This window comes from Microbispora sp. ATCC PTA-5024 (assembly GCF_000511135.2).
Lineage (GTDB): Bacteria > Actinomycetota > Actinomycetes > Streptosporangiales > Streptosporangiaceae > Microbispora > Microbispora corallina.
The window spans coordinates 975,717-990,666 of sequence record NZ_KI866522.1 but is presented as its reverse complement, the minus strand read 5'-3'; the positions used below and the strand labels follow the sequence as shown (position 1 = coordinate 990,666).

Genomic DNA, 14,950 nt, shown 5'->3' with positions numbered 1-14,950 from the left:
GGGGCGATCCTCGCCGACCGCCGCCGGGCGGCGGCCGCCGTGGCGGCGGGCAGCAGGAGCCCCGCGACGAGCAGGCCGGCGGCCAGCACGAGCGCCGCGGCGGGCAGCAGGAACCCGGCGAGGACCACGGCGGCGACGCCGGTCACGAGGGCGGCGACGGCCGGGAGCAGGCACCGGACGAGCAGGTCCTGGACGGCGTCGGTGTCGTCCACCATCCGGCTGAGCAGGTCGGCGCCCCGCTGCGGCAGCGGCCCGGCCGGGATCAGGGCCTCGTAGAGCCCCTCCCGCGTCCCGGCCTGGGCGCGCAGCGCCACGTCGTGCCCGGTCAGGCGCTCGCCGTACCGGAAGACGCCCCGTGTGGTCGCGAACGCCCGCACGGCCACGATCGCCACGGACAGGGCGGCCAGCGGCGGCTGCTCGGCGGCCCTCGTGATGAGCCACGCGGCCGACGCGATCAGCGCCACCCCCGCGAGGTCGGCGGCGGCTCCCGCGAGCGCGGCGAGGACCAGCCTGCGGGTCGTCCCCGCCGGCCGTACGGGGCCGAGGTGCGCGGTCACGTCGTCGTCCCCTCGTCGGCGTGGACGGTTCCGGCGCCCGCGGGCGCGACGAGCCGGCCGCCCTCGACGCGGACGACGCGGTCGGCCAGGTCGATCATGGCGGGCCGGTGGGCGACGATGATCGCCGTACGGCCCTCGGCCAGCCGCCGGGTGGCCTCGACGACGGCCGCCTCGCTCCGGCCGTCGAGCCGGGCGGTCGGCTCGTCCAGGAGCAGCACCTCGGCGGAGGGGCGGCAGAACGCGCGGGCGAGCGCCACCCGCTGCCGCTGCCCGGCCGACAGGTCGGCCCCCCGCTCTCCGAGGACCGTGTCGTACCCCTGGGGGAGGTCGTCGACGAACTCCGCGGCCTGCGCCGCCGCGGCCGCCGCCCGCACCCGCCCGGCGTCGGCGCCGGAGCCGAGCGCGATGTTGTCGGCGACCGACGACGCGAACAGGTGCGGCCGCTGCGGCACGAACGCGAGCCGGCGCCGCCACGCGTCGAGGTCGAGCGAGGCCAGGTCGGCGCCGCCGACCAGCACGCGGCCCTCTGACGGCGCGACGAACCCCATCAGCAGGTGCAGCAGCGTGCTCTTCCCCGCGCCGCTCGGGCCAACGACGGCGACCCGCTCGCCCGGCGCGATGACGAGCGAGACGTCCCGCAGCGCGGCGTCCTCCCGGCCGGGGTAGCGCACGGTCACCCCCTCCAGCCGGATCTCCGGCGGGGTCGGCGGAGCCGCCCCGGCCTTCCCCCCATCGGGCGCGGGCCCAGGACCGGGCGACGGCTCCCGGCCGTCGCCGATCACGGCGAACGCCTCGTCGGCGGCCGCCACGCCCTCCATCGCGGCGTGGAACCTCGTGCCCATGACCCGCAGCGGCAGGTACGCCTCGGGGGCGAGGAGCAGGACGAGCAGCGCGGTGTGGAGGTCGAGGGACCCCGACAGCAGCCGCAGGCCCACCGGCACGGCGACCAGGGCGAGGGACAGCGACGCCACCAGTTCGAGCACGAGCGACGACAGGAACGCCACCCGGAGCGTGCGCATCGTCGCCGCCCGGTGGGCCTCGGCGACCTCCCGGATGACCGACGCCTGGTAGCGCGCCCGCCCGAACGCCCGCAGGGTCGGCAGGCCGCGCACCACGTCCAGGAAGTGGCCGCCCAGCCGGGCCAGCGCCCGCCACTGCCGTTCGGTCACGGCCTTGGTGGTCCACCCGACGAGGGCCCCGAAGACCGGGATCAGCGGCAGCGTGAGCAGCACGATGACCGCCGTCTGCAGATCGGCCGCGAACAGCCGGACCAGGACGGCGACCGGCACCACCCCGGCCACCGCGACGGCCGGCAGGTAGCCCGTCAGATAGGGGTCGAGCGCGTCGAGGCCGCGCCCGGCCAGGGTGACCAGCTCGCCCGACCGGTACGAGGCCGGGCCCAGCTCCTGGAACCGGGACAGCAGCCGCCGGCGCAGCACGGACTTGACCGCGGTCGCCGTACGGCCGGCGAAGACGCCCTGGCCGAAGCCGAGCAGCCCGCGCGCCGCGACCACCAGGGCGAGGGGGAACAGCGCGGCGACGGCGAACGCGCCCGAGAGCACCCCGGCCAGCAGTTCCGCCTGGACGATGACGAGCAGGCCGGCCGCCACCGCCGCGCCGAGGCAGGCGGCCAGGTGGAGGCGGACGGCCGCCTCGGCCCGCGCCAGCCGCAGGAGATCCTTGTGCAAACGACGGTCCCCTCAGAAGAACGACGGCAGGGCGCCCCTCGAGAAGGTGCGCCACACCCATACTTGCGCGCCCACCAGGAGGGGGGCGAACGGCACCACCATGACACCGAGGACCGTCAGTGTCCCGTCCGGGGCGGCGTTCTCCACCATCGCCGAGGCGAAGACGGCCGCCCCGCCCACGGCGGGCGCCGCCGCGAGGCACGCGGACAGCAGCAGGGCCCGCCCGTCGCGCCGGGCGCCGCGCACCGCCGGGTCCCCGGGGAGCCGCCAGGCCGCGAACGTCCATCCGTGCACGGCGAACAGCGCGAGGACCACGACGCCCGCCACCAGGCCGGGCAGGTCGAGCGGCGACCCCGGCAGCCCCCGGGCGACCGCGGCGAGGGCCGCGCCCCACGACAGCGCCAGCCCGGCAGAGCCCAGCCAGAGCGCGCCGTCCCAGAACGTGCGCCAGGCGGCGCCGTCGGCGCGGCGGCGGAACCACAGCCCGGCGTCCCGCAGGATCCACGACAGCAGCAGGGCCACCACCACCGGGTAGAGGCCGCTCAGCACGCGGCCCTCCAGCCGGGGGAACGCGCCGAACAGCAGCCCGGCCAGCGCGACCAGCCACACCTCGTTGGCGAGCACGAACGGCGCCATCGCCGCGACCAGCCGGTCCCGCGCGGCCGGGGAGCGCCCGAGGACGGGCAGGAGCACGCCGAGGCCGATGTCGAACCCCTCCAGGGCGAAGTAGCCGGCCAGCAGCACGGCGAAGGCCGCGAACCAGAAGATGTCCATGGGCCGGTCCTCAGAGCGAGTGGACGGGTGAGGGGAGCGGGCCGGCCGGGCGGTCGGGCGCGCCGAGGGCGACCTGCCCCGGCCCCCGCCGCACGGCCCGGGCGATCAGCGCGTAGTCGACCAGCGCGAGCAGCCCGAGCACGCCGGCGAACCCGGCGAACGACGCGGTGATCGCGGCCTTCGACAACCCGGGGGTGAGGGCGTCGGCCACGGTGAGCCTGCCGTACACGAGCCAGGGCTGGCGGCCGCCCTCGCGGACCAGCCAGCCGGCGATCGCCGCGACGAACGGCAGCGGCGTCAGCGCCATGAGGAACGGCTGGGGCCAGCGCCAACGGGGCAGCCAGTACAGCAGCGGCAGCAGCACGAACATCACGAGCAGCTGCCCGAGCTGTCCGACGGTGATCATCAGCCCGAGCGCCGGGCCCGCCACCGGCCCGTCGAACTTGCCCGGCTGGACGGCGCCGACCGGCCCGAACTGGGCGTACCCGAACCCGACCGTGAACAGCGATCCGACGAAGGCGGTGATCACACCCGTCCGCAGCGACCGGGTGAAGAACTCCCGATCGGCGGTGCGCCGGAACAGCTGGTAGGCGCTGGCGCCCATGAGGACGAAGCCGCCGGCCCACAGCCCGGCGCTGATCACGTGGGGGAGCGCGAAGACGAGGGTGGGGTTGGTGAACAGGGCGGCCGCGTCGACCAGCACCAGGCGCCCGCCCCGCTCGACCGACCCGGCCGGGTGCTGCAGGAACGCGTTGGCCGCCAGGACGAACAACGCCGAGGCGTAGGCCGTCAGCGTCACCAGCCAGATGCAGGCCAGGTGGAGGCCGCGGGGCAGCCGGTGCCACCCGAAGATCCACAGCCCGAGGAACGTGGACTCCAGGAAGAAGGCGAGCAGCGTCTCCATCGCGAGGGGCGCCCCGAAGACGTCGCCCGCGTAGTGCGACAGGCCGCTCCAGCTGAGCCCGAACTGGAACTCCATGACGAGCCCGGTGAAGATCCCGAGCGCGTAGTTGATCACGTAGATCTGTCCCCAGAAGCGGGTCATCCGTTCGTGCAGGGGGTTCCCGCTCAGCACGTGGCGAGTGTTCATGATCGCCACAAGTGGGGCCAGTCCCAGCGTGAGCACGACGAACAGGAAGTGGAGGCTTCCGGTCACCGCGAACTGCAGCCGGGCGAGGCCGACGACGTCCATCGATTCTCCTTGTGTCTGTCTACATATAGACAGCCTACATATAGAATCAGGGCGTGACGAACAGGGATAGGCTGCGGGCGTGAACGCCGACGCGCTCCGGGGCCACATGGACGCCCTGCTGCTCGCCGTCCTCGAACGCGAGCCGCTGCACGGGTACGCGATCATCGAGGCGCTGCGCGAGCGCAGCGGGGGCGCCCTCGACGTGCCGACGGGCACGGTCTATCCCGCGCTCCGGCGGCTGGAGCGGGCCGGCTACCTGGCGAGCGAGTGGGCGGTCACCGGCGGGCGCAGGCGCCGGACCTACCGCCTCACCGGCGACGGGCGCGCGGCGCTGGCGGGGGAGAGGTCGGCCTGGCGGTCGTTCACGAGCGTGATCGGGAGCGTGCTCGACCCGCTGCGGTGAGAGCGGGCCGGCTCGTGTAGAGCAGGCAGCGGGCGGCGCTGTGGAGCTGCCAGGTCCAGAACCCGTAGCTCAGGGCCGTGACGACCGTGGCCGGGGCCTGGGCCATGTCGAGCGGGCCGTGCGCCACGCTCATGGCCATGCACATCGCCACCATGACGGGCATCTGCCCCCAGACCAGCAGGCCCAGCCAGCGCGTGACCCGTGCCGGGCTGTCGAAGCGCCGGGCCCCGCGGCCGAGCGCCAGGAGGGCGAGACCGCCGACCACGCCCGTGAGGACCTGGGTGCAGTCCACCGTTCGGGCGACGGGAGTGAACCAGACGGGCTTCACGGTGCCCGCCGGCATGTCGGGGAAGATCTTCCAGATCACGCTCCACATGAGGGCGGTCAGCGGCACGCTCACGAACAGCAGCGCCGCCGTCCTGCGGCCCTGTCCGACGACGAGCTCCTGTTGGTAGCCCGGCGTGATGTCGCCGAGCGGGCCGAAGTCCTCGACCGCGAGGCGCTCCGCCTGCTCCCGGGGGAGGCCCTCGCACTCGTACGCCTCGGCCGCGTCCACCAGGCTGTCGCGCGCCTCGGTCACCAGGTCGCGCTTGGCCGCGGCCGGGCCGTGCAGCCCGCGGCGCAGCGCGGCAACATAGTCGTCGATCGGACCCGCGTTCGCCATCGTCCCCCTCCTGCCGACGCAAGCCTAGGGCCGGCCCTCCGGAGCCCGCATCAGGGTGATCCCTGACCCCGGGGCGCGGAAAATCAGGGCTCCTGGCAGGAGGCGCCGACCGGCAGGACCTCCGCCACCCGCTCTCCGGGGGACCTCCGTGCCGGCCTCCCGGGCCGTACGGCACTGGCGGGCGCGGTCCTCATGAGATGTCCTGAGACGGTGGGAGACGTCCGGGAAGGAGACCCCGGTCCGGATCATCTCACCGGCCTGGATACCCTTGAGTGAGGAGGCCCCCCGCGTGTTCCCGCTCTGGTCTCCGAGGCCGCGGGAGCTGCTGTTCTTACTGGGTACAGGGTGGCCTGAGGGCCGGGTTTTCTGAGGACGTTTCGCCCTGGCAACACCCTGTTAACCCAGGTAGGCGACACTTGAAGCGGAGAGCGAGGCGGGACGTGAACCAGCCGAAGATCGTTGTGGGCATCAACGGGTCGATGGCGTCGCAGGCCGCGTTGCGGTGGGCCGCCGCCGAGGGGCTTCTGCGCGACGCGCGGGTCGAGGCCGTGTACGCATGGGAGTGGTCGGGCGGTCTGCACGCCCACTACGCCCCCCTGTCGAACCGGACCTCCCGTGAGGACGAGCGCCAGGCCGCGCTCGACGTCGCCACGCAGGCCGTCCGCGAGCTCGGGGAGCACCACGTGACCCCGGTCGTCGTGGAGGGTCCGCCGGCCCAGGTGCTGCTCCGCTCGACGGCCGACGCCGACCTGCTCGTGCTGGGGGCCCACGAGGCCGAGTCCGAGCCGTACCCGGTGATCAACCCCGTCGTCTCCGCCTGCCTGCTGCGGGCGCGGTGCCCGGTCGTCGTCGTGCTGCCCGGCGTGACCCACGGCCACCCGCCGGCGGGCGTGCTGGCCGGCAGCCGCGCCTGATCCGCCGCTGATGCGGGTGGCGTGACTGGCTCTCTTGGGGCTGACGTCATCGCCTTTTGGGACTTTCCGCCCTGCTCGCCTCCGAGGAGGCGGCGCAGCATGAAGGCATGGAACCCAACGGCCGAGGCATCGTCGCCGGGTACGACGGCTCCGATTTCTCGATGCAGGCGCTCGACTGGGCCATGGACGAGGCCGAGTTCCGGGGCGTGCCGATCACCGTCTGCCACGCGTGGCGCTCCCCCTACGGCGAGGGCGACGAAGAGGCGCGCGCGTCGCTGCGCCACGCCGCCGAGCACGTGCTGTGGCACGGCGCCGAGTGCGTCCGCCAGTGCACCAGCGGCGTCGGGGTGCGTGAGGACCTGTACGAGGGCCCGGCCGGGGAACGGCTGGTCGAGCTGTCCGCGAGCGCGGACCTCGTCGTCGTGGGCACCCGCGCGCTGGCCGGTCTCGCCCGCAGAGTCCTCGGCTCGGTCGCCGGGCACGTCGCGGCGCACGCCGCCTGCCCGGTCATCGTGGTCCGTGGCGCGGGGGCCCTGCCGCACCGGGTGAGCCCCGGACCGGTCGTCGTCGGAGTGGGCGGGGGAGACCCGCACGTGATCGAGTTCGCCTTCCGCGAGGCCGCCGTCCGGGCGCTGCCGCTCCTCGCCGTCCAGGCCTGGTCCCTGCCCACCGCCGTGTGGGGCGCCGGCATGGCGCCCCTCGTCATGTCGGAGGCGCCGGGCGCCGAGGTGACCGCCGCGCTGGAGGCGGCCGTCGAGCCCTGCCGGCGGCGCTTCCCCCAGGTCGAGGTCAGGCTCGACCTGGTCGAGGGCCCGGCCCGCGACGTCCTCGTCCGCGCGGCGGCGGGCGCGACCCTGCTGGTCCTCGGCGCGACCAGGGCGCCCGGGGTGCTGGGCCGGCTGGGGTCCGTCACCCGGCCCGTGCTCGGCTCCGCCTCATGCCCGGTCGCCGTCGTGCACCCGTGACCGGCCGCCCCGCGGCTCAGCCGCTCAGCGGGTCGATGAAGTCGCGCTGGTGCTCGGGCGGCTCGCCCGGCTTGCCGCCGGCCCGGGGGTAGCGGAGGTCGAACGCCGGCCGCTCGGAGCGGATCGGCGGGATCGACAGGAAGTTGTGCCGCGGAGGCGGGCACGAGGTGACCCACTCCAGCGAGTTCCCGCTGCCCCACGGGTCGTCCACCGTCACCCGTTCCCCGTGCCGTACGGTCCACCAGATGTTGTAGAGGAACGGCAGGGTCGACGCCCCGAGCAGGAACGCGCCGACGCTGGAGACCTGGTGGTAGACGGTGAACCCGTCGGCCGCGGAGTAGTCGCCGTACCTCCGCGGCATGCCGATCACGCCGAGCCAGTGCTGCACCAGGAACGTCAGGTGGAAGCCGATGAAGAGCGTCCAGAAATGGATCTTGCCGAGACGCTCGTTGAGCATCTTCCCGGTCAGCTTCGGCCACCAGAAATAGAACCCGGAGAACATCGCGAAGACCACGGTGCCGAAGACGACGTAGTGGAAGTGGGCGACGACGAAGTAGGTGTCCGTCACGTGGAAGTCCAGTGGCGGCGACGCCAGGATCACCCCGGTCAGCCCGCCCAGCAGGAACGTCACCAGGAACCCCACGGCGAACAGCATGGGGGTCTCGAAGGAGAGATGACCTCGCCACATCGTCCCGGTCCAGTTGAAGAACTTCACCCCGGTCGGCACGGCGATCAGGAACGTCATCAGCGAGAAGAACGGCAGCAGCACCCGGCCGGTGGCGAACATGTGGTGCGCCCACACCGTCACCGACAGCGCCGTGATCGCGATCGTGGCGCCCACCATGCCGACGTACCCGAACAGCGGCTTGCGGCTGAAGACCGGGATCACCTCCGTCACGATGCCGAAGAACGGCAGCGCGATGATGTAGACCTCCGGATGGCCGAAGAACCAGAACAGGTGCTGCCACAGCAGGGGCCCGCCGCTCTCCGGGTCGAAGATGTGCGTGCCCAGCTTCCGGTCGGCCTCGAGGGCGAGCAGCGCGGCGGCCAGCACCGGGAAGGCCAGCAGCACGAGGATCGAGGTGAAGAACACGTTCCACGTGAAGATCGGCATCCGGAACATGTGCATGCCCGGCGCGCGCATCGTGATGATCGTGGTGATGAAGTTGACCGCGCCCAGGATCGTGCCCAGACCCGCCAGTGCCAGGCCCATGCACCACAGGTCGCCGCCGAGCATGCCGCTGTAGGTCGCCCGGGACAGCGGCGTGTAGGCGGTCCAGCCGAATCCCGGCGGGCCTCCGAGGAGCGTGCTGGACAGCACGATGATCCCGCCGAACAGGAACAGCCAGAAGCTGACCATGTTCAGCCGGGGGAAGGCCACGTCCGGCGCGCCGATCTGCAGCGGCATGACGGCGTTGGCGAACCCGGCGAACAGCGGGGTGGCGAACAGCAGCAGCATGTTCGTCCCGTGCAGGGTGAACAGCTCGTTGTAGGTCTGCAGCGAGACGAACTGCATGCCGGGCTCGAAGAGCTCCGCCCGGATGAGCATCGCCTCGGCGCCGCCGATCAGGAAGAACACGAACGAGCTGATGAGGTACAGGTGGCCGATCACCTTGTGGTCGGTGCTGGACATCCAGGAAGCGATGCGCGCGCCCACCCCCCGCGTCCGAACAGGGGTGGGCCGTACGGCCTGGGTGGTCATTCGGCGGCTCCTTTCCCGGAAGGAGGTCCCCTGCCCGAATACATGAGGATCACCGCACGCGGAATGCTGGGATTGTGCCGCTGGTTATGCCCGCTGAAGAACGGATGAAAGGAGTCGCCCGTGGCGACCATCGAGGTAACCGAGAAGAACTTCAACGACATCGCCGACAAAGGCATCGTACTGCTCGACTTCTGGGCTGCCTGGTGCGGCCCCTGCCGGGCGTTCGCCCCGATTTTCGAAAAGGCGTCCGAGTCCCACTCGGACATCACGTTCGGCAAGGTCGACACGGAGGCGCAGCCGGCGCTCTCCGAGGGCTTCGAGATCACCGCGATTCCCACGATCATGGCCATCCGTGACGGCATCGTGGTGTTCGCCCAGCCCGGTGCCCTCCCGGCCCCGGCGCTCGAGGATCTGATCAAGCAGCTGCGCGCGCTCGACATGGACTCCGTGCGCGCCCAGATCGAGGCCGAGAGCAAGAAGAACTAGGTTCGCGTCACGGGCGCCCTCGGGCGCGGTGCCCCCGCGCCCGGCCCGGCCGTCCGGCCGGGCCGAGGGCCTCCCGGAGGATCCCGCGGACAGGTGTTGCGGGATCAGGTGTTGCGGTAGAGCTCGGCGACGCGGAAGGCGAGGTCGAGCGACTGGCCGCGGTTGAGACGCGGGTCGCAGGCCGTCTCGTAGCGCAGCGCCAGGTCCTCCTCCACGATCGCGTGGCCCCCGCCGACGCACTCGGTGACGTCGTCGCCGGTGAACTCGATGTGGATTCCGCCCGGGTGGGTGCCGAGCGCGTGGTGGACCTCGAAGAAGCCGGCCACCTCGTCGAGCACGTCGTCGAGGCGGCGGGTCTTGTGCCCGCTCGGGGCCTCGAACGTGTTGCCGTGCATCGGGTCGCAGATCCAGGCCACCGCCGCGCCGCTCGCCTGGACCTTCTCCACCAGGGTCGGCAGGGCGTCGCGCACCTTGCCCGCGCCCATGCGGCTGATGAAGGTCAGGCGGCCCGGCTCGTTGTCCGGGTTGAGCTTCTCGATGAGCGCGATCGCCTCTTCCGGCGTCGTGGTCGGGCCCAGCTTCACCCCGATGGGGTTGCGGATCCGGCTGAAGAACTCCACGTGCGCGCCGTCGAGCTGGCGGGTGCGCTCGCCGATCCAGACCATGTGCGCCGACACGTCGTACGGCAGGCCGGTGCGGGAGTCGATCCGGGTGAGCGCCCGGTCGTAGTCGAGGATGAGCGCCTCGTGCGAGGAGTAGAACTCCACCGTGTGGAACTCCTCCGGCTCGGCGCCGCAGGCCCGCATGAACGCCAGCGCCTGGTCGATCTCGCGGGCGAGCTGCTCGTAGCGGCGGCCCGCGGGCGACTCGGCGACGAAGTCCTGGTTCCAGGCGTGGACCTGGCGGAGGTCGGCGTACCCGCCCTTGGTGAAGGCCCGGGCCAGGTTGAGCGTCACCGCCGACGAGTGGTAGGCGCGCAGCAGCCGGGCCGGGTCGGGCCGGCGGGACTCCGGCGTGAAGTCGAAGCCGTTGACCATGTCGCCCCGGTAGGCCGGCAGCTCCACGCCGTCGCGGACCTCCATCGGCTTCGACCGGGGCTTGGCGAACTGCCCGGCCAGCCGGCCGATCTTCACCACGGGGACGCGGCCGGCGTAGGTGAGCACGATCGCCATCTGCAGCAGCGTCTTGAGCTTGTTGCGCACGTTCTCCGCGGTGGCGCCGGCGAAGGTCTCCGCGCAGTCGCCGCCCTGCAGCACGAACGCCTCGCCGCGGCTGACGGCCGCCAGGCTCGCCTTGAGCTGGTCGCACTCCCCGGCGAAGACCAGCGGAGGCAGGCCCTGCAGCTCGGCGACGACCCCGTCCAGCGCGCCGCGGTCCGGCCACTCGGGCTGCTGGGCGGCGGGCAGGTCACGCCACGTGTCGAGGTTGGTTGCGCTCACGACTCCCAAGGTTATTGCACGGGGTGGCCTTCTCACCCCTCACGTGTCCATTTGCTGAGATCCATTTTGAGATGGCGGCAGCCGTACGTGCTCGGGGAGCACCCCGTACGCGAGGAACCGCCGGGCCGCCCGGCGGAAGAGGGGCAGCCGGGGAAGGGCCGTGGGCAGCCGCAGCGGCCGGGACTCCAGCGCCCGGCGGATCAGCAGTCGCTGCACGATCCGCTGGGCGGCCTGGGTGACCGCCGTCGGCGGCGTCCGGCGCCGTTCGACCCGGGCCAGGAGGGCCTCGGGCGCCTCGCCACGCAGCAGGGCGGGGCCGACGATATTGGCGGTGGCGACCGCGTCCTGCACGGCGAGGTTGATGCCCACGCCGAAGATCGGCGACATCGCGTGCGCGGCGTCCCCGATCAGCAGCAGGCCCGGCAGGTGCCAGCGGCCGAGCCGGTTCACGGCGACGCGGAGGAAGCCGACCCCCTCGAAGTCGCGCAGCTCGGCGACCCGCCCGTCCAGGAACGGCATCAGCCGCACGGCCGTCCGGCGCAGGTCGTCCACGCCCCGCTCCTTGAGCCGGTCGAAGCCGCCCTTGGGGATGACGTAGGCGAGCTGCCAGTACGTCTCCCTGTTGATCGCGACCATGAGGTGGCCGCTGGACGCCCGGAGGAACGGCTGGTCGGGGTCGCCCGGCTCGCGCGGCAGCCGGAACCACACGACGTCCATCGGCGCGCCGAACTCCCGCGGCGCCAGCCCCGCCGCGCGCCGCACGTCGGACCCCCGCCCGTCGGCCCCCACGGTGAGGACCGCCTCGATCTCGTGCTCGGCGCCGCTCGCGTCGCGGTAGCGGACGCCCCTGACCGCGCCGTTCCGCCGCAGCAGGTCGACGACCTCGGCGTTCATCACGAGCCGGAAGTTGGGGTACGTGCTCGCCCGCGCCGTGACGAGGTCGAGGAAGTCCCACTGGGGGACGAAGGCGATGTACCGATACTTCCCGTGCAGCTCGCGCAGGTCCGCGAGGCGCATGACGCGGCCGTCGTCGGTCTCCAGGCTCATCGTGTACGCCTTGCGGTGCGGCAGCCGGTGGAAGTCGTCGGCCAGCCCCAGCTCGTCCAGCACCTGCAGGGTCGAGGGGTGGATCGTGTCGCCGCGGAAGTCGCGCAGGAAGTCCGCGTGCTTCTCCAGCAGCGTCACGTCGACCCCGGCCCGGGCGAGGAGCAGCCCGAGTACGGCTCCCGCGGGCCCGCCGCCCGCGATCACACATGTGGTCCGCATAATTCATCACCCGCTGAAATCATCTCACGCCGGCGGCCCGGGGTGCCAGACGCCCCCCGGGGGGTGGGCAAGGGTCCGGCTTGACCGCTTTGGGCCTGGCGGGCTCGTGTCCCGGGCGCTAGCGTGGTGATCTCTGTCGTCCGACTGTGGGGGTTCCCGTGCGTGGTGACGTCTCGGCTCGCGGAGCGCTCCGCGTGACGGCGGCCGTGATGGCCATGTCCCTGGCGGCCGCCCTCACCGTTGGGGCTCCTGCGGCCGTCGCGGCGACCGGCGACTCCGAGCCCCACACGAACAACGGCTGCGGCGGCTCCCTCACGCTCGACGCCTGACCGCGTTCCCCGGTCCTCAGGTCGCCGGGAACGTGAGTCCCAACCGGGCGTCCACCTCCGGTCGGTCCCGGGCAAGGCCGCGCCCCCGGCCGTACGGGCCGAGGGCGAGCCGGGAACGAGCGGGCGGGACGTCAGACGCGCAGGCCGGGGCCCGGCTGGGGGCGGCGGGAGCGCAGCACGTCGAGCGAGCGGGCGAGCGCCTGCGTGGCGAGGTCCCGTATGCGGGCGTACGACTCCTCCGGATACTGCCGCGGGCCGTTCTCCACGAGCAGGATGAGGTACAGGTAGACCCGGTAGAGGGCCATCCTGGTCACGGCCCCGCCCGTCAGGTCGAGGAGCGCCCCGGCCGACCGGTAGCCGGTCACCAGCGGGTCGTCCTCGCGGAGCTCCCCGAAGATCGTCGGCGTCACGAAGTCGGCCAGCGGGTCGCCCCAGAATGCCCTCTCGTGGTCGATGAGCGCCTGGATCCGCTTGTCGGGGGTGAGGAACACGTTGCCGGGCCAGACGTCGAAGTGGACCAGCGCCGGCACGGTCACCTCGTCGAGCGCGGCCGCGTTCGTGTGCACCAGCCCCGCGATCTCCACGATCGACGCGGGCAGGGGGGTGCCGTAGTGGACGGCGTCGTCGAGCATGGCGCCGATCATCACGAGGAACGCCTCGCGCCAGGTCGGCCCGGTCAGCCCCGCGTAGGGGTACCCGTAGACGTCGGAGCCGTTGATCGCGTGCAGGGCGGCCAGGTGGCGTCCCAGCTCGAACCGCAGCTCTCCCTCCTCGGCGGGGGTCAGCGAGGCCCGGTTCCAGGGGACGCCGTCCAGGGCCGACAGGATCAGGTAGTCGCCGTCGAGCCGGGGGTCGTCGAAGGCGACGTGGAGCAGCCGCGGCATCGGCAGCCCGGCCGGCTCCGCCAGGTGGTAGACCATCGCCTCGGTCCGCAGCAGGTTGCGCTCGTAGGTGAGCAGCCGCAGCCCCGGCGGCGGCCCGGCCTTGAGCACGACGGCCCTGCCGTCCTCCAGCTCCAGCCGCCAGACCGCGTTGGCGAACCCGTCGGCCAGCTCCTGCGCCGACACCACCCCGCTGCCCAGGGCCTCCAGGGCGAGCGTGTCCAGCTCGGCGGCGGACATCCGCCGCTTCGTCCTGCTGTCCATTCAGGCGTCCCGGCCCGGGACGGAGATGGTCCAGGTGGCCTCGTGCTTGTCCCCGGGCTGCAGGACGATCAGGTCGACGCCCGAGTTGAACGCGTCCGGCGGGCACGTCATCGGCTCCACGGCCAGCCCCTCGTGGCCGAGGCCCGTTCCCGTGCAGATCTGGACCCACGGCAGCGCCGTCGCGTCCCACGTCATCTCGACCTCGCCCTCGGGCCCCCGCACGGTCACCCGGCCGGTCGCGATCTCCGTGAACGCGTGGTCGACCGCCGTCTCCCCGATGCGCCGCGCCCGGCGGAAGTCGTACGGCGTGTCCGCCACGCCGGCCGACTCGGTCGGGGCGAGGGTCTCGTCGGTCAGCAGGACCCGGGAGGCCGGCAGGTCGAGCTCGTACTCGCGGACGTCCGGCCCGGCGAGCAGCCAGGGGTGCGGCCCGCAGCCGTACGGCGCGGGGGAGTCGCCGACGTTCTGCGCGGTCAGCGTCGTCGTCAGGCCGGCGGGGGACAGCGCGTGGCGGACCTCGAGGGCGATCCGGAACGGGTATCCCTCGACGGGCTCGATCGTGCGGGTCAGCCGCACGTGGCCGTGCTCGTCCTCGACCGAGAGCACCTCGGCGCACTCCCACCGGACGCCGGCGACCAGCCCGTGCAGGGCGTGCCCGCGATCGGGCTCGTTCACCGGCAGGCGGTGCCGCCCGTCCCCGAAGGCGTACGTGCCGCCCACCACGCGGTTGGGCCAGGGGGCGAGCATCGTCCCGCTGTAGTAGGGGATCGGGCCGCCCTCCGGCCAGCTCGCCACCAGGTCGCGGTCGCCGTGGCGCAGCGCGCGCAGGGCCCCGCCCAGCTCGCTGACCACGGCCTGGTAGCCGCCGCCGAGAAGTGTGTAGTCGGGCACGGGGGAGTCCTCTCGCTGACGCGACATCGGAAAACGGGACATTTCGCGGTACGGCAGGGACTTTATCCCAGCTCACCGGCCTTGATCCACGCCGGGTCCCGGGAGTGTGGGAGCGCTCCCATAGCGGGCTAAGTTAAGCCTTTCCGGCCGAGGCGTCAACCAATTCCCGGAATTGTTTCCGGGAGCGGTCCATCTCCACCCGATTCGCGGCCGAGCGGAAATGCGAATTACCGTCAGGGCGGCCGGACGCGCTCCGCGGAGTGAAACTTTCACAACGGCGGCGCACATTCCCCTTCTACGGCAGGCCCGCCCGGCGCCCCGCGCCGCACACCCCCGTCGGCCGCGCATCCCGCTCACCGCCGCCCCGGCCCCGCGCCGCAACGCCCGGCCGGCAGAAGACCGGGCCCGCGGCCACCCCCCCTCGCGGCAACGCCCCGTCGGCAGAAGGCCGGCCCCGCCCCCACGGCCACCCCGAGCCTCGCTCCGCCCTGGTCGGCACGACCGCACGACGGCACGCGGAAGCGGCCGGCAGCCC

At 73.0% G+C, this 14,950-nt stretch carries 14 protein-coding genes and 1 pseudogene; 5 read left to right on the top strand and 10 right to left on the bottom strand.

Annotation, left to right across the window (positions count from 1 at the left end):
• From MPTA5024_RS43205 to MPTA5024_RS04475, 4 genes and pseudogenes are all read right to left on the bottom strand, one after another.
• A pseudogene (locus MPTA5024_RS43205) lies at positions 1-557 on the bottom strand (thiol reductant ABC exporter subunit CydC); the annotation flags it as partial.
• Positions 554-2,245: a thiol reductant ABC exporter subunit CydD gene (cydD, locus tag MPTA5024_RS04485; RefSeq protein WP_051457697.1), complete on the bottom strand. Its 1,692-nt coding sequence runs from the start codon at positions 2,243-2,245 to the stop codon at positions 554-556. The pseudogene MPTA5024_RS43205 and the gene cydD, both read right to left, overlap by 4 nt.
• A 12-nt stretch (positions 2,246-2,257) precedes the next feature.
• Positions 2,258-3,019 carry a cytochrome d ubiquinol oxidase subunit II gene (locus tag MPTA5024_RS04480; protein ID WP_051457696.1) on the bottom strand — a complete coding sequence of 254 codons (762 nt, stop codon included), beginning with the start codon at positions 3,017-3,019 and terminating at the stop codon, positions 2,258-2,260.
• A 10-nt stretch (positions 3,020-3,029) separates the two neighbouring features.
• Complete coding sequence (locus tag MPTA5024_RS04475) at positions 3,030-4,211, bottom strand: cytochrome ubiquinol oxidase subunit I (RefSeq protein WP_036320118.1); 1,182 nt, start codon at positions 4,209-4,211, stop codon at positions 3,030-3,032.
• A 79-nt stretch (positions 4,212-4,290) separates the two neighbouring features.
• Here MPTA5024_RS04475 and MPTA5024_RS04470 point away from each other — a divergent pair, with 79 nt between their 5' ends.
• Positions 4,291-4,614 carry a PadR family transcriptional regulator gene (locus MPTA5024_RS04470; RefSeq protein WP_036320116.1) on the top strand — a complete coding sequence of 108 codons (324 nt, stop codon included), beginning with the start codon at positions 4,291-4,293 and terminating at the stop codon, positions 4,612-4,614.
• Here MPTA5024_RS04470 and MPTA5024_RS04465 read toward each other — a convergent pair.
• A complete protein-coding gene (locus MPTA5024_RS04465) occupies positions 4,574-5,278 on the bottom strand; it encodes a permease prefix domain 1-containing protein (protein ID WP_051457695.1) in 705 nt (234 codons plus the stop codon). The genes MPTA5024_RS04470 and MPTA5024_RS04465 overlap by 41 nt on opposite strands.
• 440 nt (positions 5,279-5,718) lie before the next feature.
• Between MPTA5024_RS04465 and MPTA5024_RS04460 the strand changes: the two genes are divergently transcribed.
• Positions 5,719-6,192: a universal stress protein gene (locus MPTA5024_RS04460; protein ID WP_051457694.1), complete on the top strand. Its 474-nt coding sequence runs from the start codon at positions 5,719-5,721 to the stop codon at positions 6,190-6,192.
• 107 nt (positions 6,193-6,299) lie between these two features.
• Positions 6,300-7,157: a universal stress protein gene (locus MPTA5024_RS04455; protein WP_036320113.1), complete on the top strand. Its 858-nt coding sequence runs from the start codon at positions 6,300-6,302 to the stop codon at positions 7,155-7,157.
• A gap of 16 nt (positions 7,158-7,173) precedes the next feature.
• Here MPTA5024_RS04455 and ctaD read toward each other — a convergent pair whose 3' ends face one another.
• The gene (gene ctaD / locus MPTA5024_RS04450; RefSeq protein WP_036320111.1) at positions 7,174-8,859 is read right to left on the bottom strand and encodes an aa3-type cytochrome oxidase subunit I; all 1,686 of its coding nucleotides are present in this window, start codon (positions 8,857-8,859) and stop codon (positions 7,174-7,176) included.
• A gap of 120 nt (positions 8,860-8,979) precedes the next feature.
• On the opposite strand from ctaD, the gene trxA reads away from it, so the two are divergent.
• Positions 8,980-9,345 (top strand): thioredoxin, encoded by a 366-nt coding sequence (trxA, locus tag MPTA5024_RS04445; protein ID WP_036320109.1) that lies wholly within the window; start codon positions 8,980-8,982, stop codon positions 9,343-9,345.
• Positions 9,346-9,449: 104 nt separating this feature from the next.
• On the opposite strand, the gene MPTA5024_RS04440 is transcribed toward trxA, so the two are convergent.
• The gene (locus tag MPTA5024_RS04440) at positions 9,450-10,784 is read right to left on the bottom strand and encodes a class II 3-deoxy-7-phosphoheptulonate synthase (RefSeq protein WP_198166945.1); all 1,335 of its coding nucleotides are present in this window, start codon (positions 10,782-10,784) and stop codon (positions 9,450-9,452) included.
• 39 nt (positions 10,785-10,823) lie between these two features.
• On the bottom strand, positions 10,824-12,050 hold the full coding sequence (locus tag MPTA5024_RS04435) for an FAD-dependent oxidoreductase (RefSeq protein WP_051457693.1): 1,227 nt from the start codon (positions 12,048-12,050) through the stop codon (positions 10,824-10,826).
• 194 nt (positions 12,051-12,244) lie between these two features.
• On the opposite strand from MPTA5024_RS04435, the gene MPTA5024_RS44150 reads away from it, so the two are divergent.
• Positions 12,245-12,379, top strand: a complete 135-nt coding sequence (locus MPTA5024_RS44150) for a hypothetical protein (protein WP_269750536.1) — start codon at positions 12,245-12,247, stop codon at positions 12,377-12,379.
• Between the two features lie 131 nt (positions 12,380-12,510).
• Here the strand turns inward: MPTA5024_RS44150 and MPTA5024_RS04430 are convergent, their stop codons facing one another.
• The gene (locus MPTA5024_RS04430) at positions 12,511-13,524 is read right to left on the bottom strand and encodes a phosphotransferase family protein (protein WP_036320108.1); all 1,014 of its coding nucleotides are present in this window, start codon (positions 13,522-13,524) and stop codon (positions 12,511-12,513) included.
• Positions 13,525-14,415 carry an aldose 1-epimerase family protein gene (locus MPTA5024_RS04425; RefSeq protein WP_232326192.1) on the bottom strand — a complete coding sequence of 297 codons (891 nt, stop codon included), beginning with the start codon at positions 14,413-14,415 and terminating at the stop codon, positions 13,525-13,527. It lies immediately after the preceding gene.
• Positions 14,416-14,950 lie beyond the last annotated feature (535 nt).

Coding starts and splice junctions, on each gene's coding strand:
- MPTA5024_RS04480 (WP_051457696.1), bottom strand. CDS start 3,019: ATGGACATCTTCTGGTTCGCGGCCTTCGCCGTGCTGCTGGCCGGCTAC.
- MPTA5024_RS04475 (WP_036320118.1), bottom strand. CDS start 4,211: ATGGACGTCGTCGGCCTCGCCCGGCTGCAGTTCGCGGTGACCGGAAGC.
- MPTA5024_RS04465 (WP_051457695.1), bottom strand. CDS start 5,278: ATGGCGAACGCGGGTCCGATCGACGACTATGTTGCCGCGCTGCGCCGC.
- MPTA5024_RS04455 (WP_036320113.1), top strand. CDS start 6,300: ATGGAACCCAACGGCCGAGGCATCGTCGCCGGGTACGACGGCTCCGAT.
- ctaD (WP_036320111.1), bottom strand. CDS start 8,859: ATGACCACCCAGGCCGTACGGCCCACCCCTGTTCGGACGCGGGGGGTG.
- MPTA5024_RS04435 (WP_051457693.1), bottom strand. CDS start 12,050: ATGCGGACCACATGTGTGATCGCGGGCGGCGGGCCCGCGGGAGCCGTA.
- MPTA5024_RS04430 (WP_036320108.1), bottom strand. CDS start 13,524: ATGGACAGCAGGACGAAGCGGCGGATGTCCGCCGCCGAGCTGGACACG.